Source organism: Pseudactinotalea terrae (assembly GCF_009733845.1).
GTDB classification, from domain to species: domain Bacteria; phylum Actinomycetota; class Actinomycetes; order Actinomycetales; family Beutenbergiaceae; genus Pseudactinotalea; species Pseudactinotalea terrae.
Genome location: NZ_WNXZ01000001.1, coordinates 792,253 through 816,599, shown reverse-complemented (window position 1 = coordinate 816,599; position 24,347 = coordinate 792,253). Strand labels below are relative to the sequence as shown.

The 24,347-nt window shown below is 71.7% G+C and carries 20 protein-coding genes; 14 read left to right on the top strand and 6 right to left on the bottom strand.

Going from position 1 to position 24,347, the window contains the following annotated elements; all coding sequences use genetic code 11:
• Window positions 1-24 precede the first annotated feature (24 nt).
• Window positions 25-2,370, top strand: a complete 2,346-nt coding sequence (locus tag GPA03_RS03745) for a RelA/SpoT family protein (RefSeq protein ID WP_156250629.1) — start codon at window positions 25-27, stop codon at window positions 2,368-2,370.
• Window positions 2,371-2,397: 27 nt separating this feature from the next.
• Here GPA03_RS03745 and GPA03_RS03740 read toward each other — a convergent pair whose 3' ends face one another.
• Together GPA03_RS03740 and GPA03_RS03735 are read right to left on the bottom strand one after the other, a co-directional pair.
• Window positions 2,398-3,951 (bottom strand): DUF349 domain-containing protein, encoded by a 1,554-nt coding sequence (locus GPA03_RS03740; RefSeq protein WP_241681075.1) that lies wholly within the window; start codon window positions 3,949-3,951, stop codon window positions 2,398-2,400.
• On the bottom strand, window positions 3,948-4,751 hold the full coding sequence (locus tag GPA03_RS03735) for a peptidylprolyl isomerase (RefSeq protein ID WP_156250628.1): 804 nt from the start codon (window positions 4,749-4,751) through the stop codon (window positions 3,948-3,950). The genes GPA03_RS03740 and GPA03_RS03735 overlap by 4 nt, the downstream gene beginning before the upstream one ends.
• Before the next feature lie 191 nt (window positions 4,752-4,942).
• Between GPA03_RS03735 and hisS the strand changes: the two genes are divergently transcribed.
• A complete protein-coding gene (gene hisS / locus GPA03_RS03730; protein WP_156250627.1) occupies window positions 4,943-6,292 on the top strand; it encodes a histidine--tRNA ligase in 1,350 nt (449 codons plus the stop codon).
• A 3-nt stretch (window positions 6,293-6,295) separates the two neighbouring features.
• Here hisS and GPA03_RS03725 read toward each other — a convergent pair whose 3' ends face one another.
• Both GPA03_RS03725 and GPA03_RS03720 read right to left on the bottom strand, forming a co-directional pair.
• Window positions 6,296-8,104, bottom strand: a complete 1,809-nt coding sequence (locus GPA03_RS03725; RefSeq protein ID WP_338325717.1) for a DEAD/DEAH box helicase — start codon at window positions 8,102-8,104, stop codon at window positions 6,296-6,298.
• 122 nt (window positions 8,105-8,226) lie between these two features.
• Entirely contained in the window at window positions 8,227-8,937 is a 711-nt protein-coding gene (locus tag GPA03_RS03720) for an aspartate/glutamate racemase family protein (RefSeq protein ID WP_156250626.1), read from the bottom strand.
• 82 nt (window positions 8,938-9,019) lie between these two features.
• Between GPA03_RS03720 and GPA03_RS03715 the strand changes: the two genes are divergently transcribed.
• The 5 genes from GPA03_RS03715 to GPA03_RS03695 all read left to right on the top strand — a co-directional run bounded on the left by GPA03_RS03715 (window position 9,020) and on the right by GPA03_RS03695 (window position 15,912).
• Window positions 9,020-9,916 carry a LysR family transcriptional regulator gene (locus GPA03_RS03715; RefSeq protein ID WP_156250625.1) on the top strand — a complete coding sequence of 299 codons (897 nt, stop codon included), beginning with the start codon at window positions 9,020-9,022 and terminating at the stop codon, window positions 9,914-9,916.
• An 8-nt stretch (window positions 9,917-9,924) separates the two neighbouring features.
• Window positions 9,925-11,613 carry a dynamin family protein gene (locus tag GPA03_RS03710; protein ID WP_241681074.1) on the top strand — a complete coding sequence of 563 codons (1,689 nt, stop codon included), beginning with the start codon at window positions 9,925-9,927 and terminating at the stop codon, window positions 11,611-11,613.
• The gene (locus tag GPA03_RS03705) at window positions 11,610-13,304 is read left to right on the top strand and encodes a GTPase (RefSeq protein ID WP_156250623.1); all 1,695 of its coding nucleotides are present in this window, start codon (window positions 11,610-11,612) and stop codon (window positions 13,302-13,304) included. Before GPA03_RS03710 ends, GPA03_RS03705 begins: the two co-directional genes overlap by 4 nt.
• Before the next feature lie 80 nt (window positions 13,305-13,384).
• Entirely contained in the window at window positions 13,385-15,199 is a 1,815-nt protein-coding gene (gene aspS / locus GPA03_RS03700) for an aspartate--tRNA ligase (protein WP_156250622.1), read from the top strand.
• On the top strand, window positions 15,196-15,912 hold the full coding sequence (locus GPA03_RS03695) for a GNAT family N-acetyltransferase (protein ID WP_156250621.1): 717 nt from the start codon (window positions 15,196-15,198) through the stop codon (window positions 15,910-15,912). Before aspS ends, GPA03_RS03695 begins: the two co-directional genes overlap by 4 nt.
• A 150-nt stretch (window positions 15,913-16,062) precedes the next feature.
• Here the strand turns inward: GPA03_RS03695 and GPA03_RS03690 are convergent, their stop codons facing one another.
• Entirely contained in the window at window positions 16,063-18,330 is a 2,268-nt protein-coding gene (locus GPA03_RS03690) for an MMPL family transporter (protein ID WP_241681073.1), read from the bottom strand.
• Window positions 18,331-18,382: 52 nt separating this feature from the next.
• Between GPA03_RS03690 and ligD the strand changes: the two genes are divergently transcribed.
• A complete protein-coding gene (gene ligD, locus GPA03_RS03685; protein WP_421958394.1) occupies window positions 18,383-19,339 on the top strand; it encodes a non-homologous end-joining DNA ligase in 957 nt (318 codons plus the stop codon).
• Here the strand turns inward: ligD and GPA03_RS03680 are convergent.
• Entirely contained in the window at window positions 19,330-20,514 is a 1,185-nt protein-coding gene (locus tag GPA03_RS03680) for an MFS transporter (protein WP_156250619.1), read from the bottom strand. The two genes, ligD and GPA03_RS03680, sit on opposite strands and share 10 nt — an antisense overlap.
• Window positions 20,515-20,614: 100 nt before the next feature.
• On the opposite strand from GPA03_RS03680, the gene GPA03_RS03675 reads away from it, so the two are divergent.
• From GPA03_RS03675 to GPA03_RS03650, 6 genes are all read left to right on the top strand, one after another.
• Window positions 20,615-20,980: a VOC family protein gene (locus GPA03_RS03675; protein WP_156250618.1), complete on the top strand. Its 366-nt coding sequence runs from the start codon at window positions 20,615-20,617 to the stop codon at window positions 20,978-20,980.
• 30 nt (window positions 20,981-21,010) lie between these two features.
• On the top strand, window positions 21,011-22,369 hold the full coding sequence (locus GPA03_RS03670) for a replication-associated recombination protein A (protein ID WP_156250617.1): 1,359 nt from the start codon (window positions 21,011-21,013) through the stop codon (window positions 22,367-22,369).
• Between the two features lie 70 nt (window positions 22,370-22,439).
• Window positions 22,440-22,736, top strand: coding sequence for a hypothetical protein (locus GPA03_RS03665; protein ID WP_156250616.1), 297 nt, complete (start codon window positions 22,440-22,442; stop codon window positions 22,734-22,736).
• Window positions 22,737-22,900: 164 nt separating this feature from the next.
• Window positions 22,901-23,530: a 30S ribosomal protein S4 gene (gene rpsD / locus GPA03_RS03660; RefSeq protein WP_156250615.1), complete on the top strand. Its 630-nt coding sequence runs from the start codon at window positions 22,901-22,903 to the stop codon at window positions 23,528-23,530.
• A gap of 108 nt (window positions 23,531-23,638) precedes the next feature.
• Window positions 23,639-24,007 (top strand): DUF948 domain-containing protein, encoded by a 369-nt coding sequence (locus GPA03_RS03655; protein ID WP_156250614.1) that lies wholly within the window; start codon window positions 23,639-23,641, stop codon window positions 24,005-24,007.
• A complete protein-coding gene (locus GPA03_RS03650; protein ID WP_156250613.1) occupies window positions 24,004-24,342 on the top strand; it encodes a hypothetical protein in 339 nt (112 codons plus the stop codon). The genes GPA03_RS03655 and GPA03_RS03650 overlap by 4 nt, the downstream gene beginning before the upstream one ends.
• The last annotated feature ends 5 nt before the right edge of the window (window positions 24,343-24,347 follow it).

The following is a 24,347-nucleotide window of genomic DNA, read 5'->3' as shown; positions in this document are numbered from 1 at the left end:
CGGCCAGCGGCCTAAGATCGCTCCATGGCCGAAGAGACCACCGTCGGCGCCGCGACCGACCAGGGAGCCCAGTCGGGCTCGCGGGTCCGCTCTGCGCTGGTGTGGCTCGGCTCGCGGGGTGCGCACACGTCCTCGCCTGCCATCGAGCCGGTGGTGCGTGCGGTCCGCTACAACCACCCCAAGGCCGACACGGCGCTCCTCGAGCGCGCGTACGTCGTCGCCGAGCAGGCCCACCGGGGGCAGCTGCGCAAGAGCGGTGACCCGTACATCACCCATCCGGTCGCGGTCGCGACGATCCTGGCCGAGCTGGGGATGACGCCGCCGACGCTGGCTGCGGCGCTGCTGCACGACACCGTCGAGGACACGAGCTACTCGCTGGAGGCGCTGCGCGACGGCTTCGGTGAGGAGATCACCTCGCTCGTCGACGGCGTCACCAAGCTCGACAAGGTGACCTACGGCGAGGCCGCGCAGGCCGAGACCGTGCGCAAGATGGTGGTCGCGATGGCGCGCGACATCCGCGTGCTGGTCATCAAGCTCGCCGACCGCCTCCACAACGCACGCACGTGGAAGTACGTGTCGGCGTCGTCGGCCACGAAGAAGGCCCGGGAGACGCTCGAGATCTACGCGCCGCTCGCGCACCGCCTCGGCATGAACACGATCAAGTGGGAGCTCGAGGACCTCTCATTCGCGACGCTCTACCCCAAGGTGTACGACGAGATCGTCCACCTGGTGGCCGAGAGGGCGCCGGCGCGTGAGGAGTATCTCGGCCAGGTGCGCGACCTCGTGCTCGACGACCTCAAGACCGCGAAGATCAAGGCGACCGTCACAGGCCGACCGAAGCACTACTACTCGATCTACCAGAAGATGATCGTGCGCGGCCGCGACTTCGCCGACATCTACGACCTCGTCGGGCTGCGCGTGCTCGTCGACTCGGTGCGGGACTGCTACGCCGCTCTCGGTGTGGTCCACAACCACTGGAACCCCGTTCCAGGGCGGTTCAAGGACTACATCGCGATGCCGAAGTTCAACATGTACCAGTCGCTGCACACCACCGTGATCGGGCCGGGCGGAAAACCGGTCGAGATCCAGATCCGCAGCCACGACATGCACAGGCGAGCCGAGTACGGCGTCGCAGCGCACTGGAAGTACAAGGAGAGCACCAAGGCGAGCTCGCGCAGCGCCGCGCCGGCGAGCACCGGCGATGACTCGATGCCCTGGCTGCGCCAGCTCGTCGACTGGCAGCAGGAGACCGCCGACCCGAGCGAGTTCCTCGACTCGCTGCGGTTCGAGATGCAGGGCGCCGAGGTCTACGTGTTCACCCCGAAGGGTGACGTGCAGGCGCTGCCCGCCGGTTCGACCCCGATCGACTTCGCCTATGCCGTTCACACCGAGGTGGGGCACCGGACCGTCGGTGCCCGTGTCAACGGCAGGCTCGTGCCGCTCGAGTCGACGCTGCAGAACGGCGACACCGTCGAGGTGTTCACCTCGAAGGCCGAGAGCGCGGGCCCCAGCCAGGACTGGCTCGCGTTCGTCAAGAGCCCACGGGCACGGAACAAGATCAAGCAGTGGTTCACCAAGGAGCGTCGCGAGGAGGCGATCGAGGCCGGGCGCACCCTGATCGCCAAGCAGCTGCGCAAGCAGAACCTGCCGATCCAGCGGATCCTCTCCCACGACACGCTCGTCGCACTGGCCGACGAGATGCGGTACGCCGACGTCTCCGCCCTCTACGCCGCGGTCGGCGAGGGGCACGTCTCGGCCGGCAACGTGGTGCAGAAGCTGGTGGCAGCACTCGGCGGCGAGTCGGGGACCGAGGAGGACCTGGCGGAGGCGACACTGCCCGGGCGCCCGAGCCCACGCGCCCGCCACAGCAGCCCGGCCATCGTCGTCAAGGGCCTGGACGGGGCCGACACCCTCATCAAGCTCGCGCGCTGCTGCACACCGGTCCCGGGCGACGACATCCTCGGCTTCGTGACCCGCGGCTCAGGGATCTCGGTGCACCGGACCGACTGCGCGAACGTCGATGCGCTCAAGCAGCAGCCGGAGCGGATGCTCGACGTCGAGTGGGCCAAGGACGTCAGCTCGATGTTCTTGGTGCAGATCCAGGTGGAGGCCCTCGACCGCAACGGCCTGCTCTCCGACGTCACCAAGGTGCTCTCGGACAACCACGTGAACATCCTGTCGGCCACCGTGGCGACCTCGCGCGACCGGGTGGCGATCTCCCGGTTCGTCTTCGAGATGGCCGAGCCCAACCACCTCGGGCACGTGCTGAAGTCCGTCCGTCAGATCGACGGCGTGTTCGACGTCTTCCGGCTCACAGGTGCCAAGAACCAGGCGCACCCGCTCGAGGAGTCGGACGACGATCTCGACTGAGTCCGGCGGGGAGGATGCTCGCCCGGCTCAGCTCGCGTCGTCGGCTGCGCGCAACGCGTGGTCGAGGAAGGTCCGCTGAGCTTCCAGCGCCTCGGTGGCTGCCTTGATCTTCGACTGGTTCCCGGTGCGTTCGGCCTTCGCCAGGTCGTCCTCGAGCCGCTCGATCGACGCCTCGAGCTGGGCCGCGAAGCCCTCGGCCCGAGCGCGCTTCTGCGGGTTGGAGCTGCGCCACTGGGCATCCTCGGCGCTGCGGATCGCCTGCTCGACGGCGCGCATCCGGGCCTCGGTGCGCTGCATGGCGTCCCGGGGGACCTTGCCGGCGGCCTCCCAGCGGTCCTGCAGCTTGTGCAGGGCAGCCTTGGCCGACTTGACGTCGGTCACCGGGAGCAGCGCCTCGGCCTCGACGAGGATCGCGTTCTTGACCTCGAGGTTAGCCGCGTAGGTGGCGTCGGTCTGCGCGTTCTGCGCGTTGCGGGCCTCGAAGAAGACGTCCTGAGCGGCACGGAAGCGGGCCCACAGGGCGTCGTCGTCCTTGCGGGACGCCCGGCCGGAGCGCTTCCACTCGTCCATCAGGTCGCGGTAGGCGGCCGAGGTGGCACCCCAGTCGGTGGAGCTCTGCATCGCCTCGGCGCGAGCGATCAGCTCCTCCTTGGCGGCCCTCGCCTGCTTGTGCTGGCTGTCGAGCTCGGAGAAGTACGCCCGGCGGTTGCGGTCGAAGGTCCCGCGGGCCTTGGCGAACCGCTTCCAGAGGGCGTCCTCCTGCTTGCGGTCGAGCCGGACGCCGGAGCGCTGCGCGGTCTTCCACGTCTCCAGCAGCGTGCGCAGCTCCTCACCCTGTGTCTTCCACTGCACGCGTGCGGGGTCCATGGCCGCGAGCTCCTCGGCGCGCTCGACGATCCTGGTGCGCTCGGCCATCGCCTCGGCACGCGCGGCCTCGCGCTCGGCGGCGAGTGCCTGCTTGCGCTCGGTCGCCTTGTCGGTCAGCGCCGCCATGCGGGCGCGCAGGCCGGGGAGATCGCCGACGGCGGCCGGCTCCTCGAGCTGCGAGGTCAGGTTCGAGACCGTGGTGTCGATATCGCGGCCGTTGAGGTGGGGCAGGCGTGCCTCGAACAGCGACACCTGGGCCTCGAGGTCGAGGTAGCGGCGGATGTAGAGGAGCATCGCCTCCTGCGCCAGCGCGTCGGGGAACTGCCCGACGACCCGCTCGTTCTCGCCGTCGGCGACGTACACCGTGCCCTCGCCGTCGACACGGCCGAACTGGGCTGCAGCGGTCACCAGGGCGGGGTCGAGCGGGGCCTCGGCGCCCGCGGCTGCGGGCGTGGCAGCGGGGGCGGCCGGCGCAGCGGCGGGAGCGGGCGCGACCGCGGCCGGCGTGGCCGGCGGGCCGGGCCGCGGGATCGCGCTCGGCTTCGGCGCGGCAGGGGTCGGCCTGGGTGCCGGCGCCGGCGCGGTCGCCGGCTCGGGCTGCGCGGTCGGCTCGGGCTGCGCGGGCGCCTCCACGACGGCGCGGGGTTCCACGGGGAGCGGACCGGCCATCGACCGGATCAGACTCTCGTGCTGGGCGTCAGGTTGCTGGCTCACTCGACCTCCACGGTGGTGATGATGACGTCGGTGGCGGGCCGGCCGGTGCCGTCCTGCCCGACGCTGTTCGGGTCGACGCCCCCAGCGCCGATCTGCTGCAGGATCTCCAGGCCCCCGGTGATCTCGCCGAACACCGAGTAGCCGCCGGCGGCGTCGGCCGGCAGCGGCACGTCGGCGAACACGAGGAAGAACTGCGAGCCCATGGACTCGCCGTCGCCACCGACGCGGGCCATCGCGACAGTGCCGGCCGGGTAGACGCCGTCCTCGGGGGCGTTCTCGATCGGCCCCCAGGAATAGCCCGGGCCGCCCTGTCCGGTCGCGGTCGGGTCGCCGCACTGGAGCAGCGCATCGGGCATCAGACGATGGCAGGCCGTGCCGTCGAAGTACCCGTTGTTGGCGAGGAACACGAAGTTGGCGACCGCCTGCGGGGCATCGGCACCGTGCAGGACCATCGTGATGTCACCGACGTTGGTCGTCATCGTGACGTTCCAGTCCTGGGCGAGCGCGTCGCTGGCCGGGGGAGCAGCCTCGTACTGCTCGGGGTTGGTCGTCGGCAGCGGCTCCAGCGCGGCCGGATCCGTGGCCGTGTCGGTCGGTGCGATGTCGGTGGGCGTCTCGCCCGCCTGCGGCTGCTCGTTCCGGTTGGCCAGGAGGAGCGCGGCGACGAGCGCGGCGAACCCGATGACGGTGAAGGTCACAACGAGCAGACGCTCCCTGCGCAACCGAGCTGTCCTCGCGGCCCGCGCTGCCTGCTTCTGATAGCGGCGGCGCGCGTACTCGCGTTCGCGCTTGCTCGGCACATGACCTCCTTGAGCGCACCTGTGCCCAGGCGCTCGACATCAGCTCGGCAGGAGCCGAAACCCGCCCCACAGTGTAGGCAAAGCGAGCACGCTCGATCGCCGCCGGAACGCCAGGCAAAGGTCACGTTGTGGTCACAACCGTCTCACGGCAGCGTTCGGCGCCGCGCATGTCGGATGGGATGATGCTGGTCATGGCTCGAGTGGCATCCCTGTCCGGCTTCCCTGAATGGCTCCCTGCGGGGCGCGTGATCGAGGAGCACGTCCTCGAGGTGATGACCTCGACGTTCGCTCTGTACGGCTACGCCGGCCTCGAGACGCGTGCGGTGGAGCCCGTCGAGTCGTTGCTGAGCAAGGGCGAGACGTCCAAGGAGATCTACCTGCTGCGGCGACTCCAGGCAGAGGGCGACGCCGAGGCGGGCACCGACCAGCTCGGCCTGCACTTCGACCTGACCGTGCCGTTCGCGCGGTACGTCGCCGAGCACTCCGGCAAGCTCACGTTCCCGTTCAAGCGCTACCAGGTCCAGAAGGTCTGGCGCGGCGAGCGCCCGCAGGACGGCCGCTTCCGCGAGTTCACTCAGGCCGACATCGACGTCGTGGCACCCGGTGACCTGCCTGCGCACTACGAGGTCGAGGTGCCTGTCGTGATGGCGACGGCGTTCGAGCGGCTCCGCGAGCTGGGGGTGCCGCAGGCACGCATCTCGGTGAACAACCGCCGGGTCGCGCAGGGCTTCTACGAGGGGGTCGGCATCGACGATGTCGACGGCACCCTGCGGGTCATCGACAAGCTCGACAAGATCGGTCCTGAGAAGGTGGCGGCCGCTCTGCAGACCGAGGTCGGGGCGACCCAGCAGCAGGCGAGCGCCTGCCTGGAGCTGGCCTCGATCACCGCGAACGACGCCTCGGTCGCCGACAAGGTGCTCGCGCTGGGCGTGCGCACGCCGCTCCTCGAGCGTGGGCTCGAGGAGCTCGTGGCGCTGGTCGAGGGTGCCGCGGCGCAGGTGCCCGGCGTCGTCGTCGCCGACCTCAAGATCGCGCGCGGCCTGGACTACTACACCGGCAGCGTGTACGAGACCACGCTGGTGGGCCACGAGAGCCTCGGCTCGATCTGCTCAGGGGGCCGCTACGACTCGCTCGTCGACGACGGCAGCAGCACCTACCCGGGCGTCGGCATGTCGCTCGGCGTCACCCGCCTGGTCTCCCGTCTGATCCGCGACGACCTCGTGCGTGCCACGCGCGCGGTCCCGACGGCGGTGCTCGTGGCGGTCGTCGACGAGGACACCCGGGACCGCAGCGAGGATGTCGCTCGCCGGCTCCGTTCGCGTGGCATCGCGACCGAGGTCGCTCCGGTCGCGGCCAAGTTCGGCAAGCAGATCCGCTATGCCGACCGCCGCGACATCCCGTTCGTCTGGTTCCCGGGTGCCGAGGCAGGCGGCGACGGCGAGGTCAAGGACATCCGCAGCGGCGATCAGGTCGCCGCCGACGCGAGCACGTGGACGCCGGCACCCGAGGACCTGCGCCCCCGGGTGATCCCGACCCCCTGACGGTCAGTCGCGGGGCCGGCGCGGGCCGGAGTGGCGCCGCTCGGGGCGGCCGGGGCGGCCGTTGTCGGGGCGGATCTGGAGGCGCTGACCGGCCACGCGTGCGGTGCCGATGCGGCGGCTGCTCTCGGGCGACAGCGGCGCCGAGATCTCCACGAGCGAGAACGACGAGAAGATCTCGATCTTGCCGACGTCCGACCCGCGCAGGCCACCCTCGCCGGTGAGCGCGCCCACGATGGCGTTGGGGCGCACGCCGTGGTGCCGCCCGACGTCGACCCGATACACGGTGCCGGGTCCGCCACCACGGCCGTGCTCGCCACGGCTCGGGGAGTGCTGCTTGTGGCTCCGATAGCCGCCACGGTCGCCGTCGCCGCGCTCGTTGGCAGCGCGCCGCGCCGCACGGGCCGGGGGCGCGTCGTCGAACGTCGTCTCGTGCGGGCGGAGCTCGTCGCCCTCGCGGCCACGGGGCTGCGGGCCGTCGTCGCCCACACCGAGCGCGACGAGCGCGGCGGCGACGTCGAGCGGGTCGCGCCCGCTCTGCGCGAGCATGATCGAGACCCGCTCGCGGTAGAGGTCCAGCCGGCCGCGCTCGAGGCGGTCGGGGAGCTGCGCGAGCAGCGCATCGGCCCGGTGGGCGCTGACCTCGGCCGGGGTCGGGATGGTGACCTCGGTGACCGTGGATCGGGTGGCGCGCTCGATCGAGTTGAGGCGGTACCGCTCCTTGGGCGTGAGGAACATCAGTGCCGTGCCGGTGCGGCCGGCGCGGCCCGTGCGGCCGATGCGGTGCACGTAGGCCTCGGTCTCGCGCGGCACGTCGTAGTTGACGACCAGGCCGATGCGGTCGACGTCGAGCCCGCGGGCCGCGACGTCGGTGGCGACCAGCACGTTGAGGTTGCCGCTGCGGAGCCGCCCGACGATGCGCTCGCGCTCGGCCTGCGCCACGTCACCGCTGATCGTCGCGGCGTTGACACCACGCGAGACCAGCTCGGCGCCGAGGTCCTCGGCGATCTGCCGGGTGCGCACGAACACGATCGTGGCCTCGGCGTCCGTCGTGGCGAGCACGCGAATGAGGGCGCCGGTCTTGTGCCGCATCGGCACGACCGCGTAGGTCTGGTTGATCGAGGCCGTCGTCGGCTCGGAGGGGGTCATCGAGACCTCGACCGGGTCGCTCATGTGGGTGTGCGCCACCTTGCGGATCTCGCGCGGCATGGTCGCGGAGAAGAGCGCGGTCTGCCGCGTGGGCGGGGTGCCCTCGAGGATGGTCGCGACCTCTTCGGCGAAACCCATGCGGAGCATCTCGTCGGCCTCGTCGAGCACCAGCGTCTGCACGGTCGAGGTGTCGAGCGCGCCCCGGTTGATCAGGTCGATGACGCGGCCGGGGGTCCCGACCACGACGTCCACACCGTCGGTCAGCTGCCGGAGCTGGGGACCGAACGGCGCACCGCCGTAGATCGCGAGCACTCGGGTGCGCAGGGGCGCCATGGTGCGGAGGGCCTCGCTCACCTGGAGCGCGAGCTCGCGGGTCGGTGTGAGCACGAGAGCCTGGAGACCCTCGACGCCGGCCTGGAGCCGTGCGAGCAGCGGCAGCCCGAAGGCCGCGGTCTTGCCGGTCCCGGTCTGGGCGACGCCCACCAGGTCGCGACCCTGCAGCAGGGCGGGGATCGCCGCGGCCTGGATCTCGGTCGGGTTCTCGAAGCCGAGGCGGGCGATCCGCTCGAGCACGGGCTCGGGGAGGCCGAGACCGGCAAAGGTCGTGGAGTCAGGGGAGTCCGTGGACTCGGTGGGCACAGGCGTTTCGGACAGCACAGAAGACACAGCGGCAGGCTTTCAAGATAGAGCTCGCCGTGGGCCGTGGACGCGACGTGCGTGTGCGCGCTGATGAGAGGCAAAGGCGAGTGCGGCGCGGTCACATGGAAGGACCGCATGAAGCACCCAGTCTACGGGTTGACGCCCTCGATGTCTCGCAGTGCGAATGTGACGGCGGCCTCAGCGTGGGCACGCATCGAGTCGAGCAACGGCACCGCCACGTCGCTCGGACGGACCAGGAGCTCGATCTCCGTGCACCCGAGGACGACGGCGTCCGCCCCGCGGTTGCCGAGCTCGGTGACCATGCGTACGAAGGCCGCTCGGGAGCCCTCCCGCACCACACCCTGCGTGAGCTCGTCGAAGATCACGCGGTCCGCCTCCACGCGGTCCACCTGCTCCGGGACGAGCACCTGGAGGCCCCGTTCCCGCAGCCGCTCGGTGTAGAAGTCCTCCTCCATGACCCACTGGGTGCCGATCAGGCCGAGGGTGCGCCAGCCCTCCGCCTCGGCCTGGTCCGCGATGGCGTCGGCGATGTGCAGCAGCGGCACCCCGATCCGCTGCGCCACAGCCGGCGCGACCTTGTGCATGAGGTTGGTGCAGATCAGCACGGTCTCGGCGCCCGCCGCCTCGCACCGCTGCGCCGCCTCGCCGAGCAGCGCGCCGGCACGCTGCCAGTCGCCGGCCCTCTGGCAGTCCCGGATCTCCGAGAAGTCCAGCGATTGGAGTGCGATCCGGGCCGAGGTGTGGCCACCGCGTGCGCGTTGCACGCCCTCGTTGATCACGCGGTAGTACTCCGAGGTCGAGTACCAGCTCATGCCGCCGACGAGACCCAGGGTGCGCATGCACCCATGGTCGAGCCGGCAGCCGCTGAAAGGAACCCGCGATCGTCTGTGGGGAGCCATTACGTGCGCTTATGGTGCGGGTGTGGATCCCCGCCGTGTGCTCATCTTCCGCGACGTCGCTCGCGCCGGCTCGATCAGCCGCGCGGCACGTGAGCTCGGCTGGACCCAGCCGGCGGTCAGCCAGCACCTGCGCGCGCTGGAGCGCAGCGTGGGTTCCCCGCTCCTGGTCCGGACCTCGAGCGGCGTCGAGCTCACCGAGCCGGGCCGTGTGCTCCTCGCCCGCGCCGACGACATCGCCGCCCAGCTGCACATGGCGGCCGAAGAGCTGGCCGATCTGGCCACGCTACGGCGCGGCCGGGTGCGCCTCGCCGCCTACCCCTCCGCGGCCTCCACGCTCGTGCCCGATGCGCTCGCACGGCTACGGCGCGACCACCCGGCGATCGACGTCGAGCTCACCGAGGCGGAACCGCCGCAGGCCCGCAGCCTGCTCGCCTCGGGCGACATCGACCTCGCCCTGGTCTTCGACTACGAGCAGGCGCCCGACGGCGGAGCTGACCTGCTGTGGCGACCGCTGGGGGAGGAGCCGGTCCTGCTCGTGCTCCCTCCCGGGCACCCGGCAGCGGCTGCGACCCTCGCCGACATGGCGGAGCAGGACTGGATCGTGGGGTGCGAGCAGTGCCGGGCACACGCCGTCGCGCGCTGCCAGGCAGCGGGATTCACGCCTCGGGTGCGGCACGTCAGCGACGACTACGTGGTGGTCCAGAAGCTCGTGGCGGCCGGTCTCGGGGTCACGATGCTGCCGCGCTCGGCTCTCGAGGCCTACCGGCACCCCGACGTCCAGGTGCGTCACGGCTTCGGGACCCGGCGGTACGGCAGCCTGATGCGCCGCGGTGCGCAGTCGGTTCCCGCCACCGCCGCGGTGCTCCGTGAGCTCGAGAGGGCGAAGACGCACCGGGCGAGCGCCGCCCGCCTGGCATGATCGCGACCATGGAGTCGGAGCTCGCGGCGTTGCGCTTCGCCGTCGATGGAGCCCGCTACGGGCTCGCGGCGGCGGGTGCGGACGAGGCGCGCGCGCTGCGAGGTGCGCTGCTCAACCAGCTCGACGACTACATCGTGCCCCGCTACGCGCAGCTCGACGCACCGCTGCTGGCGGTCGTCGGTGGATCCACCGGCGCGGGCAAGTCCACCTTGGTGAACGCGCTGGTGGGCGCGAAGGTCACCCGCCCCGGCGCGCTGCGCCCGACCACCCGCGACCCCGTGCTCATCCACCACCCTGCCGACGAGCGGTGGTTCTCCGACCAGCGGATCCTGCCCGGTCTGCCTCGCGTGCAGGGCGACGGGCCGCCCTCGCAGGCGGCCGCCGAGACCGCCCCGGGATCCGCGCTGCGCCTGGTCGCGCACGAGGGCGTGCGGCAGGGCCTCGGGCTCCTCGACGCCCCGGACGTCGACTCGGTCGTCGACAGCAACCGACAGCTCGCGGCGCAGCTCCTCGCAGCCGCCGACCTGTGGATCTTCGTGACCACGGCGAACCGGTACGCGGACGCCGTGCCGTGGGCGCTGCTGCGCGGCGCCTCCGAGCGGGACGTCGTGGTCGCCATCGTGCTCGACCGCATCCCTGGGGAGGTCCTCGAGGAGGTGGCGTACGACCTCCACCAGATGCTCGGCAGGGAGGGGTTGGCGAACGCGCCGCTGTTCCTGCTGCAGGAACAGGTCCTCGACGGCGAGGGCCGGCTCCCGGAGGCCGCCGTCACCGATCTGCGGGGCTGGCTCGACGCGCTGACGAGCGACGCCGCCTCCCGCTCCGAGGTGGTCCGTCGCACCCTCGCCGGTGCGACCCGGCACGCTGCCGAGGAGGTCCTCGTGCTCGCCGACGCGGTGGACGCCCAGGACTCCACCCGCGCCGAGCTGCGCACCCGCGTCGAGGCGGCGTTCCAGGGCAACGGTGTCGCCGCGGCGCTCGGCGACGGCTCGCTGCTCCGCGGCGAGGTGCTCGCGCGCTGGCAGGACTTCGTGGGTACCGGCGAGTTCTTCCGCAACCTCGAGTCGCGCATCGGCCGCGTCCGGGACAAGCTCTCCGCGTGGGTCACCGGTCGGCCCCAGCGTGAGGACGAGGTGCAGCAGGCGATCGGCGACGGCTTGCACGCGGTGATCGTCGCCGAGGCCGATGCCGCCGCCGAGCGTGCCGAGGCGGCGCTCCGTGCCGACTCGGCCGGGCGCGTGCTGCTCTCGGGTCGCAGCTGGGGCCGCGCCACCGACGGGTTCTCCGACCGCGCCGCGGCCACGATCCGCGACTGGCAGAACTTCATCATCGATCTCGTCCGCACCGAGGGGCAGGGCAAGCGCACCAGCGCGAGGCTGCTCGCCTTCGGCGTCAACGGTGTCGGGGTGGTGCTGATGATCCTGGCGTTCTCGGCCACCGGTGGCCTCTTGGGCGGCGAGATCGTCATCGCGGGCGGGACCGCCGTCGTCGCCCAGCGCCTCCTCGAGGCGATCTTCGGAGAGGACGGCGTCCGCCGTCTCGCGCAGGCCGCGCGCGAGGACCTGCTCGCTCGGGTCGACCGGCTGCTCACCTTCGAGAAGCAGCGCTTCCTCGACCTGCTCGCGGACGACGGCGTGAGCGGTGACGAGCTGCGCGCCGCTGCCCGGGCGGTTCTCGCCGAGGCGACCAACGCATGAGGGCCAAGCACCGCGCAGACCTCACCACCCGGCTGGAGGGCCTGCGCCAGGCCGTCACCGCGCTCGACGCGATGCCCGAGGGCACGCTGGGGCCGACACCGGCCCTCGACCGCGCACGCGAGGTCCTCGGCAACGTCGGCAGGCGCCGGGAGCTGTCGGGAGCGCACACCGTCGTCGCGCTTGCTGGGGCGACCGGCAGCGGCAAGTCCTCGTTGCTGAACGCACTCTCCGGCCTCGAGCTCGCGACCACCGGAGCCCGCAGGCCGACGACCTCGCACCCGATGGCCGTGCTGTGGCCGGGCAACGAGGTCGACGCCGATGCCGCACGGCCGCTCCTCGACTGGCTGGAGGTCGACCGCCGTTCGGAGGCGAGCGCGGGGCCGGGTGCGTGGTCCGATGTCTCCGACGTCGCCGGGCTGGTGCTGCTCGACCTGCCCGACATCGACTCGGTCAACCCCGAGCACCGCGCTCGCGCCGAGCGGCTGGCGAAGACCGTCGACGTGCTGGTGTGGGTGCTCGACCCGCAGAAGTATGCCGACGCCGTCGTGCACGCCGACTTCTTGCGCCCGATGGCCCGGCACGCCGAGGTCACCGTGGTCCTGCTCAACCAGATCGACAGGCTCGCCGAGGCCGACCGCGGCCCGGTGCTGGCCGACCTCGGTGAGCGGCTCGCCGAGGACGGCTTGCGACGGGCCAGGTTGCTCGGCGTCTCGGCGCGGACCGGGGAAGGTCTCGACGAGGTCCGCAGCACGATCCTGCGGCTCGTGCAGAAGCGGCGCGCATCCGAGGCACGGCTCGGCGCGGATGTCGCGACCGTGGCCGATGCGCTCGACGAGAGCTGTCACGTCGACGCCGTCCCCGAGCTGTCGCCGAACGTCGAGCGGAACCTGCTCAGGGCGCTCTCGAGCGCGGCCGGGGTGGACCGGGTCGCCGACGCGGTGGGCACCTCGTTCCGCTACCGCGCGGCCAAGCGCACCGGTTGGCCCCTTGTGCGGTGGCTGGGCCGGTTCCGCGCGGACCCGCTGCGACGGCTGCACCTGGATCGTGGCATCGCGGGCGAGGAGGGCCGCCCGGTGCTGACTGCCTCGTCCATCCCGGAGGCCTCGCCGGTGCAGAAGGCACAGGTGCACACGGCGCTGCGCGCGGTCGGTGACGCCGTGGCCGGCAGCTCCGAGGAGCCCTGGCGCTCCTACATCCGCTCCGGCGCCACCGATGCGGCCGCCGACCTGCCCGACGAGCTCGACCAGGCGATCGTGCGCACCGACGTCGCCTCGCGCCGCGACCCACGCTGGTTCAGCCTCATCGGGGCGCTGCAGTGGCTCGTGTTCGCTGCGTTCGTCGCGGGCGCGCTCTGGCTCGGCGTGTACGCGGTGCTCGGGTACCTGCAGATCGCGGCCCCGTGGGTGCCGCAGATCGGGCCGGTGCCGGCGGACCCGCCGCTACCCGCGCTGCCGGCGATCCCGTGGCCGACGGCGCTGCTGGTCGGGGGAGCGGTGCTCGGCATCCTCGTCGCGCTGCTCTCCGGCCTGTGCGCGCGGATCGGCGCGAGACGCCGGGCATCCCGCGCACGCGCGGCCCTGCGCCGGTCGATCACCGAGACCGTGCGTCGCACGGTGCTGGCGCCGCTGACGGGGCGGGTCGCGCACGCGCGCGCCTTCGTCGACGGGATCGCGCTGGCGCAGGGCAAGTAGGATCGTCCGGGCGCTGCACCACCGCTCGGTCGTGCCGCCAGCGACCCGTATCCACGCTCCGTGAAGGGAAACACCCGCTCGTGCTCCGAACCCACAACGCCGGCGCTCTGCGCGCCGGTGACATCGGCACCACCGTGACCTTGACCGGGTGGGTGGACCGTCGGCGTGATCACGGCGGCGTGGCGTTCGTGGACCTGCGGGATGCCTCGGGGATCGCCCAGGTCGTGATCCGCGATGAAGAGGTGGCCCACCCGCTGCGCTCGGAGTTCGTGCTGCAGGTGACCGGTGAGGTCGGCAAGCGACCCGCGGGCAACGAGAACCCCACCCTCGCGACCGGTGAGATCGAGGTGGTCGCGACCGACGTCGTCGTGCTCAACACCTCCGCGGCGCTGCCGTTCCAGGTCTCCACCGGGGCGTCGGAGGAGTCGGGCGTCGTCGGTGAGGAGACGCGCCTTCGGTACCGCTACCTCGACATCCGCCGGCCGGCGCCCGCGCACGCGCTCCGGCTGCGGGCGAAGGTCAACCGGGCCGCACGCCGGGTGCTCGACGAGCAGGGGTTCGTCGAGGTCGAGACCCCGACGCTGACCCGGTCCACCCCCGAGGGCGCGCGCGACTTCCTCGTGCCGGCGCGGCTGTCGCCCGGCTCCTGGTACGCGCTGCCGCAGAGCCCGCAGCTGTTCAAGCAGCTGCTGATGGTCGGGGGTCTGGAGCGGTACTACCAGATCGCCCGCTGCTACCGCGACGAGGACTTCCGCGCCGACCGTCAGCCGGAGTTCACCCAGCTGGACGTCGAGATGAGCTTCGTCGAGCAGGACGACGTCATCGAGGTCGCGGAGGAGGTCCTCGCCGCGCTGTGGGCGCTGATCGACGTCGAGATCCCGCGCCCGATCGCCCGCATGACCTACGCCGACGCGATGACCCGGTACGGCACCGACAAGCCGGACCTGCGGTTCGGTGTCGAGCTCGTCGAGCTGACCGACTACTTCAGCAGCACCCCGTTCCGGGTGTTCCAGGCTCCGTACGTCGGTGCCGTCGTGATGCCCGGCGGGGCGGACCAGCCCCGACGCACGCTCGACGCCTGGCAGGACTTCGCCAAGCAGCGCGGCGCCAAGGGCCTCGCATACGTGCTCGTGGGCGCCGATGGCGAGCTGACCGGTCCGGTCGCCAAGAACCTGTCCGAGGCGGAGCGTGCCGGGCTGGTCGAGGCGGCTGGCGCGCAGCCGGGAGACTGCATCTTCTTCGCCGCCGGTCCGGCATCGTCCTCGCGCGCACTGCTCGGTGCGGTTCGTCTCGAGATCGGCCGCCGCGTCGGCCTGATCGATGAGGACGCCTGGTCGTTCGTCTGGGTCGTGGACGCGCCGCTGTTCAAGCCGGTGGGCGAGGACGACGACGTCGCGGTGGGCGGTGGCGCCTGGACCGCCACCCACCACGCCTTCACCTCGCCCAACCCGGAGTGGATCGACAGGTTCGAGCAGGACCCGGCGAGCGCGCTGTCCTACGCCTACGACATCGTCTGCAACGGCAACGAGATCGGCGGCGGCTCGATCCGTATCCACCGCCGCGACGTGCAGCAGCGGATCTTCGCGATCATGGGTCTGAGCGAGGAGGAGGCTCAGGAGAAGTTCGGCTTCCTGCTCGACGCCTTCCAGTTCGGGGCGCCGCCGCACGGCGGCATCGCGTTCGGCTGGGACCGCATCGTCATGCTGCTCGCGAACGAGCAGTCGTTGCGCGAGGTGATCGCGTTCCCGAAGTCCGGCGGCGGGTTCGACCCGCTGACCCAGGCGCCGGCGCCGATCACACCCGAGCAGCGCAAGGAGGCCGGCGTGGACGCCAAGCCGAAGTCGGCGGGCACAACCGAGGCCGACGCGCACGCGGAGGCTGCTCGAGGGGCGTGAGCGCCGTTCCCGCTGAGTGGGCCGAGCACCCGCTCGTCCGGGTGAGCGAGCCGACCTGGCGATCACCGCAGGTCGAGAGGGCACCCGGCGCCCTCCTCGTCACGATGGCGACCGAGGACCCGGGCCGCCGTGCCGCGCTCGGCCTGGGGGACGCCGTCGGGCTCGCTCGGCTGGCGACCCGGCTGCGGGGTGAGCTCAGTGTCCTCACGATGCCTCCCGAGGCGTGGGACGCGATGGGCCCCGACGACGTCGCGCGCCTCGCGCTGCCCACGCGCGCCCGATGGGAGTGGATGGTCACGCACGTCGCCCCGGAACCGCGGCCGGGGGAGTCGCACGTGCGTGAGGTCGACATGAGCCGTGAGCGCGAGGCCCTGGCCGACCTGCAGCGGCGTGCGCTGCCGAACACCTACACGAGCCTCGACAGACCGGGCACGCGCTGGTTCGGCTGGTACGACGACGAGGGCGCGATCCGGAGCATGGCCGGCGCGGGCGACTGGGTGCACGAGGTCCACCTCGGCTCGGTCGCGACCGAGCAGTCCTGGCGCGGCCGGGGGATCGGTGCCGCTCTGACGGCGGCCGTGACACGCATGGGCCTGGCGGCGACCGGCCAGGTCAGCCTGGGCGTCTACGCCGCGAACTCACGTGCGATCGCGCTCTACGAACGCCTCGGCTTCACGGTCGCCTACTCGGCGGACTCCCGACGCCCCGGTTAGCGGCCGCCCACCGCCGGCTGCTCGCGTGCGGCCGGTAGCCCACCGTCCACGGCCGGTGGCTCAGCGTCCACCCGGTCCCGACGCGTGGACGCTGAGCCACCTGCGCCCCAGATCGGAGGACGCTCAGTCACCGCCGGGACGGACTGGGCCTCAGTGCTGGATGCCGAACCGGGCGTGCAGGCGGCGCAGCGGTCCGGGGGCCCACCAGTTGGCGCGCCCGAGCATCGTCATCGTGGCGGGGACGAGGAGGATGCGGACCACCGTGGCGTCGAGCAGCACCGTGAAGGCCAGCGCGAACCCGACCTGCTTGATCATCAGCATCTCGCCGGTCATGAAGCCGCCGAACACCATGATCATCACCAGGCCGGCCGAGGTGATGATGCGGCCGGTGCGTTGCAGACCGTTGCGGACCGCGGTGTCGTTGTCCTCGCCCGCGTCCCAGTGCTCCTTCACCCGCGCGAGCAGGAACACCTCGTAGTCCATCGCCAGCCCGAACCCGAACGCCGCGGCCATCGCGACCACGTAGGACTCCAGCCCGCCGGTCGAGGTGAAGCCCAGCAGACCTTCGAGGTTGCCCTCGGCGAACACCCACGCGGTCGCACCGAGCCCGGCCGCGAGCGAGAGCATGTTGACGACCAGCGCCTTCAGGGGGATCAGCAACGAACCGGTCATGAGGAACAGCAGCACGAAGATCGCGAGCACCACCAGGCCGCCGGCGATCGGTGCGCCCTCGGCCATCGAGTCCACGAAGTCCACCTGCGACGCGGCCTGCCCGATCACCCAGTACTCGCCGAGGTCGGCGGTCTCGCGCAGGTCCCGGATCGCGGCCACCGCCTCGGTGGCGAGCGGACCGCCGGCGTCATCGCCCTCGAGCCGCACGCCGAGCAGCGAGTACGTGTCGTCGATGGCCCGCGGCGGGTCGACCCCGGTCACGTCCGAGACCTCGGCGATCGCTGCTGCCACGTCGACGGCGGCCACCGACTCCACCACGACGCTCACCGGAGGTGTGGCAAGGGCTGGATAGGACTCCTCGATCAGCTGAAGGAACTGCCGCTGCTCCGACCCCTCGGGGATCATCTCGAGCGTCGAGTTGCGCAGGTGCACGGTGAGCAGCGGGCTCGCCAGCACCACGAGCACGGCCGTGGTGAGCAGCACCACGATCCAGGGCCGCTTCTGCGTGACCACTGCAAGGCGTGAGAAGAAGCCGTGCTCGGGCGGGACGTCGCCGAGCCGTGCGAACAGCGCCCGGAGTCCGGGGATCCTCGTCAGCATGCCCGGTCGCATCAGACGGCGTCCGAGCAGAGCGATCAGCGCAGGAACCAGGGACATCGCGGTCACCACGGCGATCAGCACCACCGACAGACCCGCGGCACCGACAGCCTTGAGGACGTCGGCTCTCATCACCATGAGGCTCGCAACGCAGATCGCGACCGTGAGGCCGGAGAAGGCGACCGTCCGGCCGGCCGTGGCCATCGTCCGCACGAGCGCGGTGCGCCCCAGCTCGTCCTTGCCCCGCTTGGGCTTGCGGCTGGACCGGCTCCGGCGCGTGGGGGAGGCTTCGACCTCCCTGAGCAGCCGGTGTGCCTCCTCGCGGTAGCGGGAGACGATCAGCAGCCCGTAGTCGATCGAGAGTCCGAGTGCCATCACGGTGACGACGTTGACCACGGCGGAGTCGAGGTCGAGCCAGAACGAGAACCCGTACAGGGCGCCCAGACCGCCGGCGATCGAGGCCAGCGCACCGAGGATCGGGATACCGGCGGCGAGGAAGCCCCCGAACACGACCACCATGATCAGCAGCGACAGCGGCAGCGCCACCAGCTCCCCGCGCTGCAGGTCCTGCTCGAGCTGACCGACGATCTCCTCGGTGATCAGGTGGCTGCCGGAGACCAGCCCGTCGACCTCCGGCCCGATGTCCTGCGGCACGGCGCGGAGCAGGTCGACGACCTCGTCGCGGGCGGCCGCCTCGGTGGTCGCGGACAGGTCGGGTTCCAGCGTGACCGTGACGACGAAGCCGTCACCCGCCGTCGAGAGCAGCACGGCCGCCGCCGGGTCCTCGAGACCTCCCGGCACCTGGAACGGGTCCATCACCTCGGCGACGCCCTCGACACCGGCGACGTTGGGTCGGAGCGCGTTCAGCGTCCGCTGCACCTGCGCGAGCTGCTCGGGGTCGGTCATCTCGACGTCCGCGAGGGCGAGCGTGATGCTCTCGCCCGTGGTGGCGGCGTCGTCGACGATCTGGCGGCCGACCTGGCTCTCGGAGCCGGGCACGCTCGGCTCACCCGAGTGCAGGCGGTCGAAGAGGCCCTGCCCGGTCACACCGACGACGGCGAGCGCGAGCCAGGAGGCCGCCAGCAGCATCCAGACGAGGACGATGAGCAACGGGCGGCGGGCTGCTGCGGCTCCCAGGCGGCTGAACACGGCGCACAGTCTGTCAGGTGCGCAGGGCCCGCCCCCACCTATGGTGGGTGTCGTGGCCACCGCCAAGACCCCGCCGGTCGAGCTCGAGGTCGGTCCGCACACCGTGCGGCTGAGCTCGCCCGATCGCGTGTACTTCCCGGAGACCGGGGCGACGAAGCTCGACCTGGCCCAGTACTACCTCGCGGTCGGGGACGGGATCGTCAACGCGCTCCGTGAACGGCCCTGCATGCTGCACCGGTTCCCCTCCGGCCTCGCGGGCGACAAGGTGCATCAGAAGCGGGTGCCGGCGGGCGCGCCGCCCTGGCTGGAGACCGTCGAGGTGTTCTTCCCCCGCTACTCGCGCACGGCGGACGAGCTGTGCGTCACCGAGCTCGCGCACGTCATCTGGGCGGTGCAGATGTCCACGGTCGAGTTCCACCCGTGGAACAGCCGCCGGGCCGATGTCGAGAAGCCCGACGAGTGGCGCATCGACCTCGACCCCGGCGACGAGTGCGACTACGACCGGGTGCGCCGCGTGGCGCACGTGGCCCACGAGGTCCTCGACGAGCTCGGCGCCGTCGGCTACCCCAAGACCTCCGGAGGGTCCGGTCTGCACGTGTACGTGCGGATCCCGCCCGAGCACGGGTTCCAGGAGGTGCGCCGGGCGGCGCTCGCCTTCGCCCGCGAGGTGGAGCGGCGCGCGGCCGACGACGTCACGACCGCCTGGTGGCGCAAGGATCGCGACCCGGCACTCGTCTTCGTCGACTACAACCAGAACACCCGCGACCACACCATCGCCTCGGCGTACTCGGTGCGAGGCGTGCCGGACGCGCGGGTCTCGACGCCGATCCGCTGGGACGAGATCGACGACGCCGACCCGCGCGACCTCACGATCGCCACCGTGCCGCGGCGGTACGCCGAGATCGGCGACCTGCACGCCGACATCGACGACCACGTCTTCGACATCGCACCGCTGCTCGAGTGGGCGGAGCGGGACGAGGCCGACGGCGCGGAGGCACCTCAGGACTGAACCGCGCCCCTGTGCGGGATGGTGAGCGCGCCGACGACGGCGACCACGGCCGCGACCGCGAGCGCCGCGAGCCGGCCGCCGGTCGCATCGGTGAGCAGCCCCGCCGCGCTCGGGCCGATCGCCGAGCCGACACCACGGGCCATCGAGTAGGCGCCGAGCACCAGCCCGATCGTGCGGACGTCGACCAGCTCGGCGGTGTACACGCTCTCGAGCGTCGTGAACATGCCGACCGCGATCCCCGCCAGCACCACGAAGGCCAGCGCGACCGCGATGCGTCCCGACCCGAGCAGCAGCAACGACGAGAGCCCGATGAGCACGAGGCTCCAGCGGAACAGCGGTCCTGCGCCGACGCGGTTCATTAACCAGGGCAGCGGCAGCCGCCCGACGAACTGGAAGACACCGCGCAGCCCCGCGAGCGTCGAGGCCGTGGCCAGCGCGAGCCCCGCGGTCACCATCGCGGGCACCTGGTAGAGGAACATGACCGAGCACGCCACCCCGCCGCACGCAGCCGTCACGAGGAGCCGCCGCACCACCGGGTTCCGCCAGGCGGCGACCAACCCGGTGAGGAAACCCAGCCGCTCGGGCGCGGCACCCTCCGGCACGGGGACGACGACGCCCGCCACCAGGAAGATCGCCACGACCGCGCCGCCCGCGCCGGCGAGCGCGCCACGCCAGTCCCAGTGCTGCGTCGCCAGCGCCATCAACGGCAGGAACACCGGACTCGCGAACGCACCCCACAACGTGTTGACCGTGATCGCCCGGGTGCGGTCCTGCGGAGCGAGCCGTGCGATGCTGGCGTGGACCGCCGTGTAGTACCCGGCGGCGCCCACCACGCACTGGGTCGCGATCGCACCGATCACGAAGACCTGCGGCGCCGTGGCGGTGGCCGTGACTGCCGTCCCGACCGCGACCGCGGCAGCCGCGGAGAGGAACACCGTGCGGGGGCCGCGGGCGTCGATGACCCGGCCGGCGACGACGGCGCCGATCCCGCTCGCCAGCATCCCGAGCCCGTAGGTGGTGGTCAGCGTCGCCTCCGACCACCCGGTGTCGAGCACGATCGGGGAGACCAGCACCCCGTAGCCGTAGAACCAGGAGCCGAACGCGATCACCACGACCAGGCCGAAGACGACCGTGAGCCGCCGGGGGAGCCGCTGCGGTCCGGGCGGCGAGCTCATCGGCTTGATCCTACTGATCGGGCAGCCTGTCGAATTCTGGGCACCTCATGCGTCATGGTGGTGAGCCCGGGAGGTCCGGGCGCCTGGAGAGGAGCACGACATGGCGAGCCCGACCGTGGGGTTCTGGGAGCTGCGTGTCACCGACATCGACCGAGCGAGTGCGTTCTACGGCAAGGTCTTCGGGCTCGTGCCGAGCGCGTTCGGTGAGTACCTGCTGCTCAGCACCCCCGAGGGAGCACCGATCGGCAGCCTCGAGCAGGTCGAGGAGGCGCCGCCGTCGGACGGGTTCTTCCGCCCCACGTTCGACTCCGACGACCTCGAGGCCGACCTGGCGGCCGTGGCGGCCGCAGGTGGGACCGTGATCGTGCCGCGCACGGTCATCAGCGAGGAGTTCGGCTGGTGGGCGGCCGTGACCGACCCGTTCGGCAACCGGCTGCAGCTCAGCACCAGCAACGCGCCGGTCTGAGGTGTCCCCGGCCCCGCCTACGCTGGTGCCGTGGACCTGTTCGAGGCGGCTTCGACCGACGACTCCGGCGTGCCGGCCGTCGACCAGAGCGCGCCTCTCGCGGTCCGCATGCGCCCGGCGAGCGCCGACGAGGTCGTCGGGCAGGGGCACCTGCTGGAGCCCGGCTCGCCGCTGCGCCGACTGATCGCGCCGCCCGAGCTGGGCGGCCTGCCGTCGTCGTCGGTGATCCTCTGGGGTCCGCCCGGCACCGGCAAGACCACGCTGGCCTACCTCGTGGCGCACGCCTCCGGGCGTCGGTTCACCGAGCTGTCGGCCGTCACGGCCGGCGTCAAGGACGTGCGCGCCGTGATCGACGAGGCGCGCCGGCGGCTCTCGCTCGGCGGCGGCGAGACCGTGCTGTTCATCGACGAGGTGCACCGGTTCTCCAAGACCCAGCAGGATGCGTTGCTGCCCGCGGTTGAGAACCGGTGGGTCACGCTGATGGCAGCGACGACCGAGAACCCGAGCTTCTCGGTGATCTCGCCGTTGCTCTCGCGCTCGATCATGCTCACCCTGAGGCCGCTCACGACGGCGGATCTCGCCGCGCTGGTCGAGCGTGCGCTGGTCGACGATCGGGGTCTGAAGGGCCGGGTCGAGCTCGACGACGAGGCACGCGAGCAGCTGCTCCGGCTCGCCGGGGGAGATGCGCGCAAGACCCTGACGATCCTCGAGGCCGCGGCCGGCACCGCCATCGAGGTCGGCGATGCCACGATCACGCCCGAGGCGGTCTCGAAGGCGATCGACGTCGCGGCGGTGCGGTACGACCGGCAGGGCGACCAGCACTACGACGTCATCAGCGCCTTCATCAAGTCGATGCGGGGCAGCGATGTCGACGCCTCGCTCCACTACCTGGCACGCATGCTGGTGGCGGGCGAGGACCCGCGCTTCATCGCGCGCCGCATCGTCATCGCGGCCTCCGAGGATGTCGGGATGGCCGATCCGACAGCGTTGCAGACCGCGGTCGCGGCGGCGCAGGCGGTCGCGCTGATCGGGATGCCGGAGGGCCGCATCATCCTCGCCGAGGCTGTGGTGCACGTCGCCACGGCGCCGAAGTCGAACGCTTCGTACGCCGCGATCGGCAAGGCGATCGCCGATGTCGAGGCAGGCCGCATCGGGACCGTGCCCGCGCACCTGCGCGACGCCCACTACGCCGGCGCCGAGCGGCTCGGCCACGGAGCCGGGTACCTGTACTCGCACGACGCACCGCACGCCGTCGCGGCGCAGCAGTACCTTCCGGACGAGCTCGCGGACGCCCGCTACTACGAGCCGAGCGACCGCGGCTACGAGCGTGGCATCGCGGACCGGCTCGGCAAGATCCGCGAGATCCTGGGCCGTAGCGAACGGTCCTGAGCCAGACCACGGGCACCTCTTCCCCTGGTGAGCGCTGGCCGAGGGCACCGTGCGGTGTCATGGTGAGCGCATGGACAGCTCCGCAGCCATCGTGATCCTGGTCGTCATCGTCGTGATCAGCCTGCTCTGGCGCATCTTCGGCGGCGGGTCGGGCGGCGGCTACGACGACGACGGCTATCGCCGTCGCCGCCGCTCGGGCACGTGGTCGAGCGGCGGGTCGCGCAGCTCCTCGAGGAGCTCCTCGAGCTTCGGCAAGCGCAGCTCGTCGATCCGCAGGACCAGCCGACGCACCTCGTCGAGCTCGCGGCGTTCGAGCGGCGGCTCACGCCGCAGCAGCAGCCGCGGCATGGGGAAGGGACGCCGCTGAGGGTGCGCTAGACTGTCGTGGTTTGTCCGTCCGGTATCACGTCCGGGCCGACACCCTGGGGTCTTAGCCGACCGGGTCCTGCACCCGTGGAGTTGACCCCGCGCCCCGCCCTGACGGCGGGAGCGTGACGTAGCAGTTCCACGACAGGAAGAGAAGAATCCCGCATGCCCGCATCATCGGATCGCACGCGCCGCCAGGTGCGCCTGTCCAGGTCGCTCGGCCTGGCCCTGACGCCCAAGGCGGTCAAGTACTTCGAGAAGCGCCCCTACCCGCCGGGTGAGCACGGTCGTGCCCGCCGCCGCAACGAGTCCGACTACGCGGTCCGACTCAAGGAGAAGCAGCGTCTGCGTGCCCAGTACGGGCTCCGCGAGGTCCAGCTCCGCCGCGCCTTCGACGAGGCCCGCCGTGAGCCGCACCTGACCGGTGAGTCCCTGGTCGAGCTGCTCGAGATGCGTCTCGACGCCCTCGTGCTGCGCGCCGGCTTCGGCCGCACCATCGCGCAGGCCCGGCAGGCTGTGACGCACCGTCACATCCTCGTCGACGGCAAGATCGTCGACCGCCCCTCCTTCCGTGTGAAGCCGGGGCAGGTCATCCAGGTCAAGCCGCGCAGCCAGACCACCGTCCCCTTCCAGGTGGCCGCCGCCGGTGCGCACCGCGACGTGCTCCCGGCCACGCCGGAGTACCTGGACGTCGACCTCGAGAAGCTCCGCTTCCAGCTCGTGCGCCGCCCCAAGCGCGCCGAGGTGCCCGTGACCTGCGAGGTCCAGCTGGTCGTCGAGCACTACTCGCGCTGACCCGCGCGAACGCAGCACGCTTGCGCCGTCGGTAGGCTCGGCATTTGCCGGACCACCGGCGGCGCATGTGTATCTGCTCGTTTCTGCCCGACCCTCTGGAGGACTCGCATGAACCTCGGTGACGTCGCCGGTCTCATCGCGGCGATCGCGTTCGTGCTGCTCGTCGGTGCGCTCGCGGTTCCGCTCATCAAGCTCGGCCGAGTGCTGGACGAGACCCGCGAGAGCCTCAAGCAGGTCACGGAGCACACGCTGCCCGTGATCGACGAGGCGGCGGTCACGATCACGACGACCAACGCCTCGCTGGCCAAGGTCGACACCGTGACCACGGCAGCAGCGGAGACCTCGCAGAACGTCTCCGCGCTGACGTCGCTCGTCTCCGCGACGGTCGGCACGCCGCTGATCAAGGTCGCGGCGTTCTCGATGGCGGTGCGCGGCCTGTTCAAGCGCTCCGACGAGAACAAGGCGGAGCGCTCGTGAAGCGGCTGTTCTGGATCGGCGTCGGCGTGGCCGTCACGGTCGTGGTGCTCAAGCAGGTCTCCAAGCTCAACAACCGCGTGAACGACGTGGCGATCGCGGTCAGCCCCGCGGGCATCGCGGCCTCGATCAGCTCGCTCGCCGACAACGTCGGGACACTGGGCACCCAGCTGCGTGAGTCGATGGCCGCCAACGAGGAAGCGCTGCGCAACGCGCTGCTTCCCGACGAGCAGACCCTGGCCAGGGCCCGCGAGACCAGGGCGGCGCACCGCGCACGCCCGAGCTCCGCCGTCGACGATGACGACATCCTTCCCGACGACGGCACCGACTACTTCTAGGAATC